This is a genomic window from Planctomycetaceae bacterium (assembly GCA_041398785.1).
Taxonomy (GTDB): domain Bacteria; phylum Planctomycetota; class Planctomycetia; order Planctomycetales; family Planctomycetaceae; genus JAWKUA01.
The window spans coordinates 110,078-126,873 of record JAWKUA010000022.1 but is presented as its reverse complement, the minus strand read 5'-3'; the positions used below and the strand labels follow the sequence as shown (position 1 = coordinate 126,873).

General features: G+C 60.2%; 8 protein-coding genes. 3 read left to right on the top strand and 5 right to left on the bottom strand.

The features are described from left to right. Positions 1-232 precede the first annotated feature (232 nt). The 3 genes from R3C19_22000 to R3C19_21990 all read left to right on the top strand — a co-directional run bounded on the left by R3C19_22000 (position 233) and on the right by R3C19_21990 (position 8,616). Complete coding sequence (locus tag R3C19_22000; GenBank protein ID MEZ6063027.1) at positions 233-5,089, top strand: ThuA domain-containing protein; 4,857 nt, start codon at positions 233-235, stop codon at positions 5,087-5,089. A gap of 111 nt (positions 5,090-5,200) precedes the next feature. Then, positions 5,201-6,340, top strand: coding sequence for an efflux RND transporter periplasmic adaptor subunit (locus R3C19_21995; protein MEZ6063026.1), 1,140 nt, complete (start codon positions 5,201-5,203; stop codon positions 6,338-6,340). Between the two features lie 2 nt (positions 6,341-6,342). Further along, the gene (locus R3C19_21990; protein MEZ6063025.1) at positions 6,343-8,616 is read left to right on the top strand and encodes an ABC transporter permease; all 2,274 of its coding nucleotides are present in this window, start codon (positions 6,343-6,345) and stop codon (positions 8,614-8,616) included. A 61-nt stretch (positions 8,617-8,677) separates the two neighbouring features. On the opposite strand, the gene R3C19_21985 is transcribed toward R3C19_21990, so the two are convergent. The 5 genes from R3C19_21985 to R3C19_21965 all read right to left on the bottom strand — a co-directional run bounded on the left by R3C19_21985 (position 8,678) and on the right by R3C19_21965 (position 16,439). Continuing rightward, entirely contained in the window at positions 8,678-9,559 is an 882-nt protein-coding gene (locus R3C19_21985; protein MEZ6063024.1) for a hypothetical protein, read from the bottom strand. Between the two features lie 82 nt (positions 9,560-9,641). Then, positions 9,642-11,585, bottom strand: a complete 1,944-nt coding sequence (locus tag R3C19_21980; protein MEZ6063023.1) for a DUF1549 and DUF1553 domain-containing protein — start codon at positions 11,583-11,585, stop codon at positions 9,642-9,644. Positions 11,586-11,931: 346 nt separating this feature from the next. Next, the gene (locus tag R3C19_21975) at positions 11,932-12,297 is read right to left on the bottom strand and encodes a DUF2200 domain-containing protein (protein ID MEZ6063022.1); all 366 of its coding nucleotides are present in this window, start codon (positions 12,295-12,297) and stop codon (positions 11,932-11,934) included. 629 nt (positions 12,298-12,926) lie between these two features. Then, positions 12,927-14,417 (bottom strand): sulfatase, encoded by a 1,491-nt coding sequence (locus R3C19_21970; protein MEZ6063021.1) that lies wholly within the window; start codon positions 14,415-14,417, stop codon positions 12,927-12,929. Positions 14,418-14,984: 567 nt separating this feature from the next. Further along, positions 14,985-16,439, bottom strand: coding sequence for an AI-2E family transporter (locus tag R3C19_21965; GenBank protein MEZ6063020.1), 1,455 nt, complete (start codon positions 16,437-16,439; stop codon positions 14,985-14,987). Between the last annotated feature and the right edge of the window lie 357 nt (positions 16,440-16,796).

Genomic DNA, 16,796 nt, shown 5'->3' with positions numbered 1-16,796 from the left:
CGCAAAGTTGGTTTCGATTTGACGCCATCGCGCCGCGACGCCCTGATTCATTCCGCGGCACTGCGTTTGAACGTGGTAGCCGGCGGGCGGTTCCAGGCCGGGGAACCCGCGAACGAGATCACATCTCCGCAATTGTTGCATCAGTTGGACGCACAGCCGCAGTCTCGCGTACGATACCGGCCCAGTCATCTGATGCCTCACTGCAACCTATCCCCTCAATGTTGATGCTCTCATGAAGTCACTTTTCAAAATCGCCGGCGCGAAATGTCTGGTCCTTGCATTTGCATTGTTCACGTTGTCACCAGCGGCGGATGCCGCCGATTTGAAGCTGATGTTTCTCGGCGACAACGGACACCACCGGCCGGAAGTTCGATTCCAGGAACTCGCCCCGGCGCTGGAAGCTCGCGGGATTGAGCTGAAGTACACCGACCGCATGGAAGACCTCAACGCCGCGACGCTGGGTGAATTCGATGGTCTGGTGCTGTACGCGAACATCGATCGCATCGAGGACAATCAGGCGCAGGTTGTGCTGGACTACGTTGCGTCCGGCAAAGGCTTCATTCCGCTGCACTGTGCGACGTACTGCTGGCGCAACAACGCGGAGATGGTCGCTCTGATGGGAGCCCAATTCCAGCGCCACGGCGGGCAGGTCTTTACCACGGTCATTGCCGAACCCGGCCATCCGGTCATGAAAGGTTATGGCAGCTTCACAAGCTGGGACGAAACCTACATCCACCACCTGCACAACGAAGAAAACCGCACGGTGCTGGAATATCGCGTCGAAGGCGACCAGGCCGAAGGCCGCGACCGCGAACCGTGGACCTGGGTGAGAACTCACGGAAAGGGCCGAGTTTTCTACACCGCGTGGGGACACGACCAGCGCACGTTTTCCAACCCCGGCTTTCACAATCTGGTCGAACGAGGAATCCGCTGGGCCTGCGGCGACGATCCTTCCGTCGTCCCGGCCTATTACGATGCCGACACGTTCGTCGCGCCGAAGATGACCGAACTGAGGACGGATGTCGCACCGTTCGAGTACGTCGACGTCGGCCCGAAAATTCCCAATTACACGCCGGGAGCCGAATGGGGCAAACAGGGCCAGCCTCACAACATGATGCAGTTGCCGCTGTCGCCCGAAGAATCGATGAAGCACTTCGTCACACCAGTAGGTATGGCGGTGCGACTTTATGCGGATGAGCGGGATTTTGTGAGCGGCAAGGTGCCAGCCGCCGGTAACTCGGAATCGCAACCCGCGGCTAGCGCCGTCGGCTCACACGGCAAACCCATCGCGATGAACTGGGACGAACGCGGTCGGTTGTGGATCTGCGAAACCGTCGATTATCCAAATGAACTCGGCAGAGATCGCGACCGCATCCGCATCTGCGAAGACACCGACGGCGATCACGTCGCGGACAAGTTCACCGTTTTCGCTGAAGGCCTCAGCATTCCCACGGCCATCGTCATCGTGCGCGGCGGAGCGGTCGTGCAGAATGGAACCGAAACGATCTATCTGAAAGACTCCAATGGCGACGACGTTGCCGACGAAAAGACCACGCTGATCACCGGCTGGGCTCTGGGGGACACTCACGGCGGAGTCAGCAATTTTCGCTACGGTCTGGACAACTGGATCTGGGCGATGCAGGGCTACAACCGCAGCAACCCGACGTTTCCGGGGGGAGAACCTCAGTCGTTTCGAATGGGATTCTTCCGATTCAAACTATCGCAGAGCGACCCGCCGAAGGTGACCGATCTGGAATTTGTCCGCTCCAGCAACAACAACACCTGGGGACTGGGAATCAGTGAGGAAGGCCTGATCTTTGGTTCGACGGCCAATCACAATCCCAGCATGTTCATGCCAATTCCGAACCGTTACTACGAACGAGTTCGCGGATGGGCTCCCGACACGCTGGACACGATCGCCGACACGTACAAGTTCAAACCGATCACCGACAAGGTGCGGCAGGTCGATCAGTTCGGAGGCTACACAGCCGGAGCCGGCCACGCTCTGTACACGGCCAGAACGTTTCCAAAGCAGTGGTGGAACAAGACCGCGTTTGTCTGCGGGCCGACGGGGCATCTCGTCGGAACGTTTGTGCTTCGCAAAGACGGAGCCGGCTACACATCAACCAGTCCCACGAATCTGCTGGCCAGCGATGATGAATGGAGTGCTCCGATCATGGCCGAAGTCGGACCGGACGGAGCGGTCTGGGTCATCGACTGGTACAACTACATCGTGCAGCACAACCCGACTCCGCAGGGTTTCGAAACCGGCAAAGGCAACGCCTACGAAAGCGACCTGCGAGACAAGAAACACGGCCGCATCTATCGTGTCGTGCCAACGGGCGATTACGGCGACACTGTGCACGAGTTCGGCGACTTGTCGAAAAGTGTGAACTCGGAACTCGTCAAAACGCTCAAGCATCCGTCGATGCAATGGCGTCTGCAGGCTCAGCGGCTGCTGGTGGAACGCGGTGCCGTCGAATCAGTTCCGGATCTTCTGGAACTGCTGGCGGATGAATCCGTGGACGCGGTCGGCCTGAATGCCGGAGCCATCCATGCGCTGCACGCACTGCATGGGCTCGGCGTGATGGATGAAGGACCAAAGGCTGCATCAGTGGGATCGGCCGCTCCGGAGTCCGCGATTTCAGCCGCAGAGCACCAACAGGAGGCCGCGCTCGGTAAAAAGTCGTCAGCCGCAGAGCATCAACAGGAGGCCGCGCTCGGTGAAAAGTCGTCAGCCGCGGAGCGGCGGCATGCTGTAGCCCCGGGCGTTAGCCCGGGGTTAGCAGCCTACCAAGACACAAAAGCCCCGGAGGGGCGACACAATTTGCCAGGCTCAACACCGAAAACCTCTGCCGCCCCTTCAGGGCTCGATGCGAATTCCGAAACCGCGACCCCGGGCTTACGCCCGGGGCTACCCAATGCCGTCCCTCCGGGACTGAATCGCGCGCTGGTGCTCACTTCGCTGCAAGTCGATGGAGCCGACTCGAACGCTGTCATGGCAGCGCTCGCCGGGGCACTCTGCCATCCGTCAGCCGCTGTTCGCCGCAATGCGATCGCCGTGTTGCCTCACACGAACACTGGACTGCAGCTCCTGATGCAGCATTCCGAACTGTTCGAAGACGCCGACGCGCAGGTTCAGGTGCAGGCGTTTCTGACTCTGGCCGATATGCCGGCAGGAAGCGATGCCGCTGCCGCGCCGATATTCCGCGTCGCGCCTACGGCCAGGGACGCGGTGCTTGTGGATGCTTTGACCGCAGCGGCCTCGGTTCACGCCACGACGCAGCTCAGCGGCTTTTCGCCGAAGGACGGCGATGCGACTCCCGCGGCCAATCTGCAGATTGTCCAGCGAGTGGCCGAGCACGTCGGACGCGGTCGTGCGAGTGTGGAAGGACTTTCGGCGCTGATTGCCGACATTGAATCTGCCGATCCGAGACTCGCTGATGTCGTTCTTCGCGGCCTGATGAGCGGCTGGCCTGCGGACCATCGGCTGAAGGCGACGCCGCAGTTGGAATCGTCGCTGACCGCGCTGCTCGAACGAGTGCCGGCGTCGTCGAAGGGGCAACTTCTGAAACTCGCATCCGTCGCCGGTTCGAAGGCACTCGAATCGCACGCCGCCGAGATTGTGAACTCGCTGCTGACGGTGATCACAGACGAAGACGCTTCCGCTGAAGATCGCATCAAAGCGGCCCGCGACGCTATCAGTTTTCAGGACGACAACACCGATGTCGTGAGCAGCGTGCTGGACAACGTTACCGCTCAGTCGTCACCCGCCATCGCCGCCGGACTGATCGAAGCGGCGGGGCTGAGTCGAGCTGCCGATGTCGGCGAAGTGATCGTCGAAAATGCCAGCGGTCTCACGCCGCAGTCGAAGTCCGTTGCGGTGCGAGTGCTGTTGTCGCGGCCGGACACGACAGCCGCACTGCTGGACGCCATCGAATCTCGAACGCTGGAACTCGGCGATCTGTCGCTTGATCAGAAACAGGCACTCGCCAGCCACCCCGATGCGACGATTCGCGAACGAGCCGCAGTGCTGATGGCCGCCGGCGGAGGCCTTCCCGACCCCGATCGCGAAAACGTCCTGCAATCGCTGATGCCCGTTACGAAGCAAACGGGCGACGTGGCTCTCGGGAAGGAAATGTTCATCAAGCACTGTTCCAAGTGCCACATGCACGGCACCGAAGGCAAAACGATCGGCCCGAATTTGACCGGCATGGCCGTTCATCCCAAGGCCGAACTGCTGACTCACATCATCGACCCGTCGCGCAGCGTTGAAGGAAACTTCCGCATGTACACGGTTGTGACGATCGACGGACTGGTGATCGGCGGCATGATGACCGCCGAAACACGCACCTCCGTGTCGCTGATCGATACCGAAGGCAAGGAACACCAGATTGCTCGCGAGGACATCGACGAACTGGTTGCGTCCCGCAAGTCGGTGATGCCGGACGGATTCGAAAAGCAGATGACGAAAAACGAACTCGGCAATCTGCTGGAATTCCTGACGAACAAGGGTCAGTTCCTGCCGATATCGCTCGACCGATACGCCACCGCGATCAGTACAAAGGGACTCTTCGCCAACGGCGACAACGGTCCGGATCGCATGGTGTTCGACGACTGGTCCCCCAAGATTTCCAGTGGCATCCCGTTCATCCTGACCGACCCGCGAGGCAGGACTGTTCCGAACATCATTCTGCTGAACGGTCCGCGAGGAACGCTGCCTCCCGGCATGCCGAAGTCTGTGGAACTTCCGTGCAATTCTGCGGCAAAGGCCATTCACCTGCTGAGCGGAGTCGGCGGCTGGAGCTACCCGTTTGATTCGGCGCAGACTGTGTCCATGATCGTTCGGCTGCACTTCGAAGACGGTTCGACTGAGGATCACGAACTGATCAACGGTGTTCATTTCGCGGATTACATTCGCCGCGTCGACGTGCCGGGCAGTGAGTTTGCGTTCGCTTTGCGAGGCCAGCAGATTCGTCGCGTCACGATCGAACCAAAACGCGGCGACGTGATTCACAGTATCGAACTGATCAAAGGCGACGACGCGACATCGCCGATCGTGATGGCGGTAACCGTTGAGCGACCGTGACCGTTCGATCATTCGCCTCCGCCGTGTCAGACAGCGTGACTGCCGCCTGGTCGGCGATTCCATCCGTCCGCAGCCAGCGGGAATTCGAACGCGCGATAAGGCCAACGATTCATGCCCGGCATTCTGAAGCGAATTCTGATTCCTGTGATCCTGGCGGCCGGGCTGATCGCCGCGCTGGTGTATTCGCAGGAACGCGGTTCGGAACTGGTCGTGTCCGGTTTTGTGGAAGCCGATGAGATTCGCGTCGGCTCGCGCGTCGGCGGGCGAATCGCGGCGGTTCACATTGAAGAAGGTCAGCAGGTCTCCGCCGGAGACGTGTTGCTGGAACTTGATCCGTTCGATTTGCAGGAACGCCTTGCGGCCGCGGAACATTCGCTGGCCAGGGCGGCAGCCAATCACCGGCAGCTTGTGGATGGTTTTCGAACGGAGGAGATCGCTCAGGCAAGGGCTCGCCGCGACCAGGCGAAGGCTGTTCTGGAAAAAATGCGAAACGGTCCTCGACCGCAGGAAATCGCCGCGGCAAAAGCGGCCGTTGATTTGGCGCAGGCGGAACTGCTGCTGGCCAACCAGGTGTACCAGCGGACGGAGTCTCTGTTCGGGCGGCAGGCGGCTGACCAGAGCGACCTGGACGACGCGGCTTCCAAACTGAAGGTCGCAACCGCCAAAGCGCAGTCAAATCAGGAACAGCTGGACCTGCTGCAGGCCGGAACGCGATCGGAAGACATCGCGGCCGCTGAAGCTCAGTTGGAAGAAGCCGAACAGGAAGTCCGGCTGCGCGAAAGCGGCAGTCGTCCCGAAGACATTCGCGCGGCGGAGGCGGCTCGTGATGCGGCCGCGGCCGAAGCTGATGCCATCCGTCAGCAGCTCCAGGAACTTCACGTGATTGCTCCGCTGAACGCGACGGTTGACGCCTTCGATCTTCGTTCAGGAGATCTGCTGTCGCCGAATGCTCCGGCCGTCGCACTGGTCGACACCAGCCGGTTATGGATCCGTGCCTACGTGCCGGAGAATCGCCTGAATCTACAGATCGGTGAACAGGTGCAGGTCCGCATCGACAGTTTTCCCGGCCGCACGTTCACGGGCGAAGTGTCATTTATCGCGAGGCAGGCGGAATTTACTCCCGGAAATGTCCAGACGCCCGAAGAACGTTCCAAGCAGGTCTTTCGAATCAAGGTCACACTTGTCGATGGTCAGGACGTGCTGCGTCCGGGAATGTCGGCGGACGTTGTGCTCAGCAGCGGAGATTCGTGACGGTGGGTGAACCGGTCATTCATGTGAATCACCTCAGCCGGCGATTCGGCAGCCTGACCGCCGTTGATGATGTCAGCTTTCAGGTTCAGCGCGGTGACATCTTCGGACTGCTTGGCCCCAACGGCAGCGGCAAGTCGACCATCATTCGCATGCTGTGCGGCGTTCTGCTTCCCAGCGACGGCAGCGCGACCGTGATGGGCTTCGACACGGCCGACGACGCGGAACTGATCAAGCGGCGCATCGGGTACATGTCGCAGAAATTCAGTCTGTATGCCGACCTGAGCGTTCGCGAAAATCTGGATTTCTACGGACGAATCTACGGTCTGAATCCCGTTCGGCGCCGGCAGCGGTTTGACGAAGTGATTCAACTGACGGCTCTGGATTCGCGACCGCGGCAACTGGAACAGCTTGCCGGAACGCTGTCCGGCGGATGGAAGCAGCGACTGGCGCTGGCGGCGGCTTTGATCCATGAACCGGACGTCGTGTTCCTTGACGAACCGACGGCCGGCATCGATCCGGTCGCTCGCCGACAGCTTTGGGACCTGCTGTTCGAACTGGCGGCTCGCGGGGTGACGCTGTTCGTGACGACTCACTACATGGACGAAGCCGAACGCTGCACGGCCGTCGGCTACATTGACCGGGGACGGCTGATCGTCTGCGGTGAACCCGATGACCTGAAGCAGCTACCGGAAGTCAATCCCGCCGGAACGAAACGCTGGGAACTGGACGTGTCCAGCCCGGCCGTTCAGCTTCAGCGTCTGCGGGCATTCGAAGGCGTGCGTGACGCGACGCTGTTTGGCCAGACCATTCATGTGCTGGCGGATGAAAGACTTACGCCGGCTCAGTTGGCCGAAGACCTTGACATTCCGCCGGAACAACTGGATTCGCGTCAGATTACTCCGTCGCTGGAAGACGTGTTCGTGACGCTCAGCCGCGCGGCGGAATCCGGTTCGCTGAAATCCGCGGCGCAGCGGGAGGGCTCCGGGATTGCTGATGAGCCGCCCGAAGCACCGCGCTCGACCGGCGCTGCATCCGGTGATCCGGCGGGCAGCGATCAGCGCGGCACTGTTGCAGGCAACGGTCTCGCGCGTCAGAAGGCAGCCGTTGTCGCCAGGACACCTGGCAGCCCGTTTGCCGGGTGGCTGGCGGTGTTTCTGAAGGAATTCTCCCACAGTCGCCGCGAACCCACGACGCTGGTGTTCATGTTTGTCGTTCCGGTGCTGCAGACCCTGATCTTCGGGTTTGCGATCAACACAGAGATCGAACGCATTCCGACCGTGTTTCTGGATCTGGACGGCCGCAGTTCCGCTCGCGATCTGCGGGAGGCCTTCGAAAACACTCGCACGTTCCATGTCGTCGAACGAGTGCTCGACGACGAATCGTTCGATCGCGCGCTGAGATCCGGTCGGGCGAAAGTCGGTGTCCGCGTGGGTCCCGACTACAGCGACCGTCTGCTGGCCGGCGAACAGGTTCACGTTCAGGTGCTGATCGACGGCAGTGATTCGCAGGTCGCGTCAACCGCACTGACCAGCGCGAATCTGCTGGGACTGATGTTGTCACAGCAGCGAGCCCGGCGGTTTGTGGAAGGGTTGTCGCAGGTTCCGTCGCGGGATGACAGCGGCAGCGCAGCGGTTCCGATCGAGATGCGGACACGGCTGCTGTACAACCCCAACCTGGAAAGTTCTCACTTCTTTGTGCCGGGACTGGTGGGCATCATTCTGCAGCTTGTGACCCTGTTCCTGACATCGTTCGCGATCGTTCGGGAACGCGAACTGGGAACTCTGGAACAGCTCTTCGTCACACCCGTCGGCCGCGCCGGAATGCTGCTTGGCAAACTGATGCCCTACGCGCTGCTGGCATTCGGCGGAACGCTGATCGTTTTGAACGTGATGGTGTTTGGCTTCGACGTGTCCATTCGCGGCAGTCTGACGCTGCTGATGTCGCTGTCGTTTCTGTTTCTGCTGTGCGCACTGGGACTGGGACTGCTGGTCTCGACGCTCGCAAAGACTCAGCTTCAGGCGATTCAGTTCGCGTTCATCATCATGCTGCCGTCGATCCTGCTGTCCGGTTTCATGTTCCCGCGCGATCAGATGCCGGTACCGATTTATCTGGTGACGTTTCTGATTCCGGCAACCTACTTTCTGGAGATTCTGAGGGCGATCGTGCTGCGGGGAGCCGACATTGTCGACATTCTGCCGTCCGTCACAGGTCTGGCGATGTGTACCTTCGCCATCCTGTCGCTGAGTGTGCTGCGGTTCCGCAAGCAGTTGGGGTGACCACGCCCGCTGCGTTCCGGGAAGTCCGGGCGGACATGCGCAGCCCTGTTCGCGAGCAGCGTCAGATTCCAATCGCGATGATTACCGCGGCGGTCAGCAAACCGGCCGCCAACAGTCGTGTCAGCATCACGCGAGTTCCCAACTGGCGTTCGCCGCCCAGGGTCCAGCGAGCCAGCAGCCAGGCCAGTAGAACTCCCCACAGACCGCGAAGCGCGTAGACAATGTTGACGCGGATCGCGTCGCCGAAGGTTCCCAGCGCAAACGACATGCTCATCGCCTGAACGGCCATCAACAGCGTTCCCGTCAGGATCAGTCCCGCAGCCTTTTGTTCGCGAAGGCACTTCACAGAATCGACTTTGGACAGCAGAACGCACGAGAACAGCGCGGTGAATCCGAATGCGACGGGCAGGAATTCGGTACTGGTCCACGACGGACCCCAGACCTGCAGGCAGATGTCAAACAGCGAAAGCGACAGCGCCGCGAGCAGCGCCAGTCCGATGGTCAGCCAGCGATGGTCGGCCCGCTGACTTCGGTCACTTTGCTGAATCATGGCAATGCCGACAGCGGCAAGCGCGGCGGCAAGCCATACCTGCGGTCGGACCGGCTGTCCCGTCAGCGCAGCCGTCAATGCGGCGACGATCAGAACCTTGGAACCGAGCACCGGCGTCGCGACGGAGACGTCTCCCAGTTGAAAAGCCAGGTACGTGAAGACCTGACCGAGCAGAAACAGCAGCCCGACGCCTGCCGCCTGGCCCCAGAATTCCATCGGGACAATGGCCTGACGGAATCCGGCGACGGCAATCCACATCGCGGCCAGCCAGACGTTGCCGAAAAACGTGGCGGTCCACGGGCTGGCTCCCTGCGCGATGCCTCGCTTGGCCAGCATCATTCCCAGCACAAACACAACGCTGGAAAACAGCGGCAATAGCAGGTGGTAAGGCACGGAGGCGGGCAGGTTTCGCTGGCAGAAAGGTGTCGGTCTTGCGGCGTACGCAGTCAGTGTCGGGCGCTGGCGCTGCGGATGTTTAGTCGACGTAGATGAATTCGTTCAGGTTGAAGATCACCAGACACAGGTGAGCGAGGCCGTTTTCGGTGTCGGGATGAGACAGGAACTCGGTAGCGGCGGCGAGTTCATCGGCGGTGGGATAACGACCAAGTCCCCGGCGAAAAACCTCCGTGATCTGTTCGCTCGTGACGGAAGTTTCGCCGGATACCGAGGTCGCGAACCGTTCCGCTGTTGCCAGTGAAAACTTCGAATTCAGCAGATGCAGCGACTGGGGCGCCGTCGTTGAAACGGACCGCCGCGGGCAACTGGCGTTTGCGTCCGGCCGGTCAAAGACGTCGAAGATCGGATAACGCAGGTTCCTCCGCGCGAACACGTAAATGCTGCGGCGATCGTGCTGTTTGGGATCGTCCGTCACGGTCCACTGATTCTTCAGCAGCGTGTTCAGCAATTCGTCGGGCAGCGGCGGCTGAATTCCCGGACCTCCCGATTCGCGGTTCAGGCAGCCAGCCGCCAGCAGCATCGCGTCTCGCACCGCTTCGCCTTCCAGCCGCCAGCGAGGATAGCGTGACAGCATCCGCGCGGCGGGATCCGCGGTTACGGATTCCTGCCACTGGAGGCGTTGCACCGGTGTTGCATCGTCGGGAAGGTGGCTGCGCTGCCGCCAGGTGGCCGACGTGACGATCAGCCGGTGAAGCCGCTTCAGGCTCCAGTCGTGATCCATCAGCCATGCAGCAAGCCAGTCGAGCAGTTCGGGGTGCGCAGGCTGTTCGCCCATGATTCCAAAATCGCTGGGCGTAATGCTCAGACCCGTGCCGAAGTGATGCTGCCACACACGATTGACGATCACGCGCGCCGTCAGAGGGTTTTCGCGATCCGTGATCCAGTTCGCCAGGGCCAATCTTCGGCCGGTGGAATTCTGTAATTCCACGGGACGAAACGTAAACGATTCAGCGGAAGCGATTCGCGGTACAGACGGACGAACTTCCGGGCCGGGTCGGCGAAAATCACCTCGCAGCATGATGTGGCTGACGTCAGCAACGGGCAGCCGTTCGTGCAGGCCGGCAATCGTCTGATTCTTCGTGACCTGAACGGCGGGTTCAAAAACGGCACGCAGCCGATAGAAGTCGGCCTGGCTGATCGGGTCGTACTTGTGATCGTGACACTCAGCGCAGCCCATCTGCAGAGCCAGCAGTGCCGAACCGACCGTTGACGTCAATTCGTTCAGCAGTGTGTGGCGGCGTTCGTCCTGAGAATTGATGTCGGGCATGTCGGGACCCGACAGACAAAACCGCGTTGCGACGGCGGCGGATTCGTCGTCGGGATAGAGTTCGTCTCCGGCAAGCTGCTGCCGCAGAAACTCGTCGTAGGGCATATCATCGTTCAGTGCCTGAATCACCCAATCGCGGAACTTCCATGCATCCGGTCGCAGCTTGTCGTGTTCGAAACCATCGGTCTCCGCGAATCGAGCGATGTCCAGCCAGTGCTGAGCCCACCGTTCGCCGTAGGCTTGTGAATTCAGCAACTTGTCGACGACGTCATCGCCCGCCGCTTCGGACGAGTTGGATAGATCGTCGTCGATGGCCTGCACAGTGGGCGGCAGGCCTGTCAGGACGAGATGCAGCCTGCGAATCAGAGATTCCGGTGGTGCTTCGGGTTGAGGACGCAGCCCCAGTTCCTTCAGCTTCGCAGCCACGAACGCGTCGATGGGATTCCGAATCCAGGTTGCGTCTTCCATTACCGGCGGCATCGTTCGCTTCAGCGGCTGAAACGACCAGTGGTTCCGGTCCGCTTCAGTAATGGGAGCCTCCGCAGGTTCGCGCGTGCCCGCTGAGTCGACAAACGAATCATCCGCGATGGCCGGAGTTCGAACGGCGAACGCCAGCACGACGAAGACAACAGCGACGGCAGTCACAACTCGGCGACGGCGACAGCAGCGATTCGGCAGGGTCAGATTTCTGTTCATCAACATCGTCCGTTTGATCCGGCTGTTGTCCGGCGACACCGTAAGTCATTCCTTCGAATAAACGAATGCCTCGCGATAAAGACCTGTTCGGTGACCGCCATGTTAACACGGCAAAGACTCAGACCGTGCAAACTACTGCTGAAACGTCCTTTTCAAGAATTGCCCACCGCAGCGTGCGACCAATGGCTGGAAGGGCGAGACCCGCGCCGAGCCGCGTGTGCCAGAGAACGTCCGACGCGACAGCGGATCTGCGCTTGCGAAGCCGGACGACGGAGCCCCGGTGATCTCGCCGCAGGAATATTCCCGGATCCTCCGGACTGTCGCAGCGGCACCTGCCGGTGAGGGTTCATTCGGCGCGAAGAATCTTTTCCATCTTCCGTCCCCTTGCCAGTTCGTCGACCAATTTGTCCAGGTATCTGACCTGTTGCGTCAATGGATTGTCAATCTCTTCAACCCGATATCCGCAGATGACGCCAGTGATGAGGCGTGCATTTGGGTTCAGCGTCGCCTGCTGAAAAAACTGTTCGAAAGTCACATCATCGCTAATGTGCTTCTGCAATGCCTTTTCATCGAAACCCGTGAGCCAGGAAATCACCTGATGCAGCTCTTCCTTTGTCCGGCCCTTCTTTTCGACCTTCGCGACGTACAGCGGGTATACGCGCGAAAACGTCATCGCCGCAATTCTGGCATCGTGGCTGGCGGTACGGCTCATGGACATTTTCCATTCCGGAATTGCGGATCTGACAATGCAACGCTCCGGCGTTTATACACTGCAGTGCTTATGACGAGAACTCTTCGCGCTCCGAAGTTTCCCGTCAAACACGCCAAACCATCCGGCGACTTGCGTGTCGCAGCCGTTCAGGAGCCGTCACGTTCCGCGTGACGAACCCGCCGGACGGCCCGGCAGCCACGCCCGCCACACCGGAGCTGGACTGCTATACTTTCACGTCGCGCTGCTCGCCGCCGACGGGAACCATTCATCACCTTTGCGAGTTGCCGGACGTCAGTCCACAAACATCTCCACCGGCTGGTGACCGACTGACTGACCGTCGTCGACTACCGATTCGTTGCGGCAAAAAAGCGGCCGCCGGCCGAGCGTCGACAGATGTTTGAAGCAACCCGTTGTTGCCGTCGCAGACGTCGCAATCAATGAAGGTGCTGTCGGCCGGCACCAGCCGGCTCTCGCCGATTGACGTGCTGGTCGCCAGGTCGCTGTTCGGCTGGTCAATCGCGGTCCGATGGCCAGTGTGCCATTGCATCTCATCGCGCGGGGTACACGGCGAACGCGCTGCGGCCGGGTCAACATGCCCCGGTTGAGCAACGATCGGGCGGGCCTGGCAGTTATCGCGTCAGCTCCGGAATGGGATCGCCGGATTTGATTTCGCTGCCTTCCCAGATGGCTGTGCCGTCGTCTTTGTACAACAGGATCCGGTGAGCACTGCCGGGGACAGGTTGCCGGCTGGAGGGAATCCAGCGGCGGTGTTCCTTCAGGACGGCTGCAAACTGGTCATGGCCGGCCAGGTTTGTCCATTCGTTCGGATCACTGCGCATGTCGTAAAGTTCTTCCGAGCCGTCGGCGTATTGGATGTATCGCCAGTCCCTTGAACGAATTCCGTGGTTGCCGGCGTTGTGTGTCGTGATCGCCGGCCACGGACGTTCGGCGGACGAATCCTGCAGTTGAGGAAGCAGAGAATGTCCTTCCAGATCGTTTCGCGGAGGCAGACCGCAGAGGTCGATGAGCGTCGGGAAGATATCCAGAAGTTCGGCCGGCTGTTCGCAGCGTGCTCCGGCGGTGATTCCCGGGCCGGCGAAGATCAGCGGGACTCGCGTGGAACGATCCCACAGCGTGTTTTTTCCGGTGATGCGTTTTTCGCCCAGATGCCAGCCGTGATCGGACCAAAGCACAACGATGGTGTTGTCGGCGCGGCCGCTGGCTTCCAGAGCCTGCAGGACTCGACCCACCTGGCTGTCGACAAAACTGGTACACGCCATGTAGGACCGCACCAGGTTCTTCCATTGATTGGCGTCAACCAGAAAGTCGTGCCGCGGTTCGGGAAGTTTCCAGTGCAGATACCACGAAAACCGCGGTGTGTCCTGCCGGTCATTTTCCAGGAACGGTGGTAACTGCAGCGTGTCTTCCGGGTACAGATCAAACCATTTCTGAGTCGCGTAGCAGGGCACATGCGGCAGAAAGAAGCCGACGGACAGGAAAAACGGTTCCTCCGGCTGCTTCGCAAGTTCGTCGACGGCCCATGATGCGACCTTCCAGTCTCCCTTGTCTTCGTCCTGGTGAGGAAAGACGCCCCAGTCGACCAGCGGATGTTTGGCAGGCGTCTCCACGAGCGGTGTCGCCGGCCGTGCTCCGACTCCCGCTGGCGGCCCGAGCTTGTCGAATTCATCATCATTCGCCTGGCGACCGTAGCCGCCGTGATAAATCTTGCCGGTGCTGAGAGCCTGGTAGCCGTGCTGACGAAGATACTGCGGCAGCGTGACGATGTCCTTCAGGTCTTCAATGTCGCGAAACCACGGAGCCAGCCCGTAGATGCCGGTCGTCGACGGTCGCCGTCCGGTCAGCAGGCTGGTTCTGGACGGATTACACAGCGGAGCCTGGCAGTGAGCGTTCAGGAATACGGTTCCGCGAGTCGCCAGCGCGTCGATGTTGGGTGTCTGAATCTGAGGATGACCGTTCAGACAGCCGATCCAGTCGTTCTGGTCATCGATGGCAATGAACAGAATATTGGGCTTCCGGTCCTGAGCTTCCGCGACGGAAGCAACAGCACCTGTCGCGGTCAGAGTCAGAAGGAAAAACAGCCGTGTCGGAAAGTGTCGCATCGCGGCGCCTCGGGAATGGCAGGAGTCGAAATGTGATTGCGGCACCACTGTTGCAGGTTGACGGCGGCATGAAAAGCCACGACACGGAATCGCCGAAGCACATAGGCGATCGGCAGATAAGAATTAACAAGTGCAAAGCGGTAATTACTTCACCCTCCCGTTTCAACCTCATCGTACCACATCTTTTAAAGGTCACGTTTTCTCCAGCAAAGATTGGCGTCTTGAAATTATGTAATCATTACAACCTGATTTCGTTCGAGTCCGTCACTACTTCGCCCCATCGTTAAAATGACTGTGTTTTCGTTCGCACTGCAATTTGCCACCTTCCTTTCGTGCAAAGACTGAGCTACTACTCGCCATATTTGCCGATTCATCCCGGATCGAGACGTAGCACGATGAGCGTTTCAACGGAGGGTCGAGTGATCGCCGTTCAGGCGATCAAACGAGGAGAACGGCCGCGCAAGGAGCTTCCCGTGCGTCGCCCTCCCCGCGATCGAACGCCTGAACGGCATTCGATCGGCGACCCTCCGTTGAAACGGGAGGGTATAGTCTCATCTGCCGCAGGACCTATGACACTACGCGAGGCTGCTTGCCCGATACCTTGACGGTTCCGGCGTTGCCCATCAGCGTGCCGATCCACTTCGTGTCGTCGAAACCTTCCAGTGCGATCCGGGCTGTCATGGTCAGCGGTACTGACAGCAGCATTCCCACCGGTCCCAGAACCCAGCCCCAGAAAACCATCGAACAGAACACCACCAGCACTGACAGCCCGAGTCCGCGTCCCATCAGCCGCGGTTCCAGAAAATTGCCCACGGCGGTGTTGACCAGCAGATAGCCGATCAGTGCGGCGATGGCCGGCATGGTGCCCAGTTCCAGCCAGGCAATCAGTACGGCGGGAATCGCGGCGATGACGGATCCGACGTTGGGAATGTAGTTCAGCAGAAAGGCCAGCAGTCCCCACAGTCCGGCATATGGCACATTGAAAATCAGCAGCCAGAAAAACAGCAGCACACCCGTCAGCAGGCTCATCATTGTCTTGATCGCCAGGTAGTGCTGTATGCTGTTGATGATCTCCGTAGCGCGAGACGCCATTTCGTCGGTACGAACGAACGCCAGGTCGATCTTTTTGGAAAAGCTGCCGACTTCCATCAGGATGAAGATGACCGTCAGCAGAATCAGAAACGCGTTGCCGAGTAATTGCCCGATGCTGCTGGCAAGCTGTGCCGCAAGGCTGATGACGGTGCCGGGATCGAACTGAGCGTACGCGAGTTCCGTCCACGTCTTTGGATGCGCGGGCACCTGATCGAAGACGGCGATGTTCGTGTCGAGCGGCACAGAACCCGGACGGTCATCGTCGTCGCGCTTGTCCTCATCGGCTGGTTCGGCTTCGGCGTGCAGCAGTGCGTGGGTGATGTCGTCGGCTGAGTCGTCGGACGGTGTGGCGCGCGGCGTCTGGCTGCCTTCGTCCGGCGGCGCGTTCGTGTCGTTGACGCGTGCCGCGACCGGGTTTCGGCCGTCTGCTGGTTCGTCGTCGGTTAACTCGGAGGGCGGCGAGTTTGGTTGTGAACCATTCGTTTCCGGAGCAGTCTTGCTGTCCGGTGCGCCGTCGGCGGCTTCTTCGTCACCGGGTTCCGTGGCGTGTTTTTCGTCGACCGGCTCTTTCCGCGCGGGAAGCCAGCCTTCGACTCGACGCTGGATGTCGCGTTTTCGTTCCGCCAGCAAACTGATGTAGTGGTCCTGACGTGATGTGAAGCTGGCGATCGAGCCGACGACGAAATACAGCAGTCCCAGTACAATCACAGTCAGCGCGAAGATCACGATCAGCATCGACAGCCATTCGGCAACTCCGCGCCTGACCAGTCCGAAATAGGCCGGAGCACTGATGACGGCCAGAAAGACGGCCAGCAACAGAGGATTGACGATGGCTTCGGCAGCCTTCAATCCTGCCGTGACGACAACGAAAGCTGCAGCCATATACAGATAACTGACGCCGTTGCCGGATGACATGCTGGGAGCTGACATGAATGTCCTTTTAATGTTCTCACGCTGACGGCGGCTATTCTGGCATTCGTGCCGCAACGCTTCAATCGGTGCGTGAACCTGGTTCATCCCGCTCAGGCTCATCGCTCCGTTATTCCCGCGCACGCCCGTCATTCCGTCATTCCCGCGCAGGCGGGAACCCAGTGCCCGCGCGATCAACCCGCCGGTGGCCCCGAAGAATTAGCCACAGATTTCACAGATTCACAAAGATTGTGTCCGTGACTATCGGATAGGTTCCGTCATTCCCGCGCAGGCCCGTCGTTCCGTCATTCCCGCGGAGGCGGGAACCCAGCGCCCGCGCAAGCAACCCGCAGGTGACGTCGGTTGTCTGTATCCCGC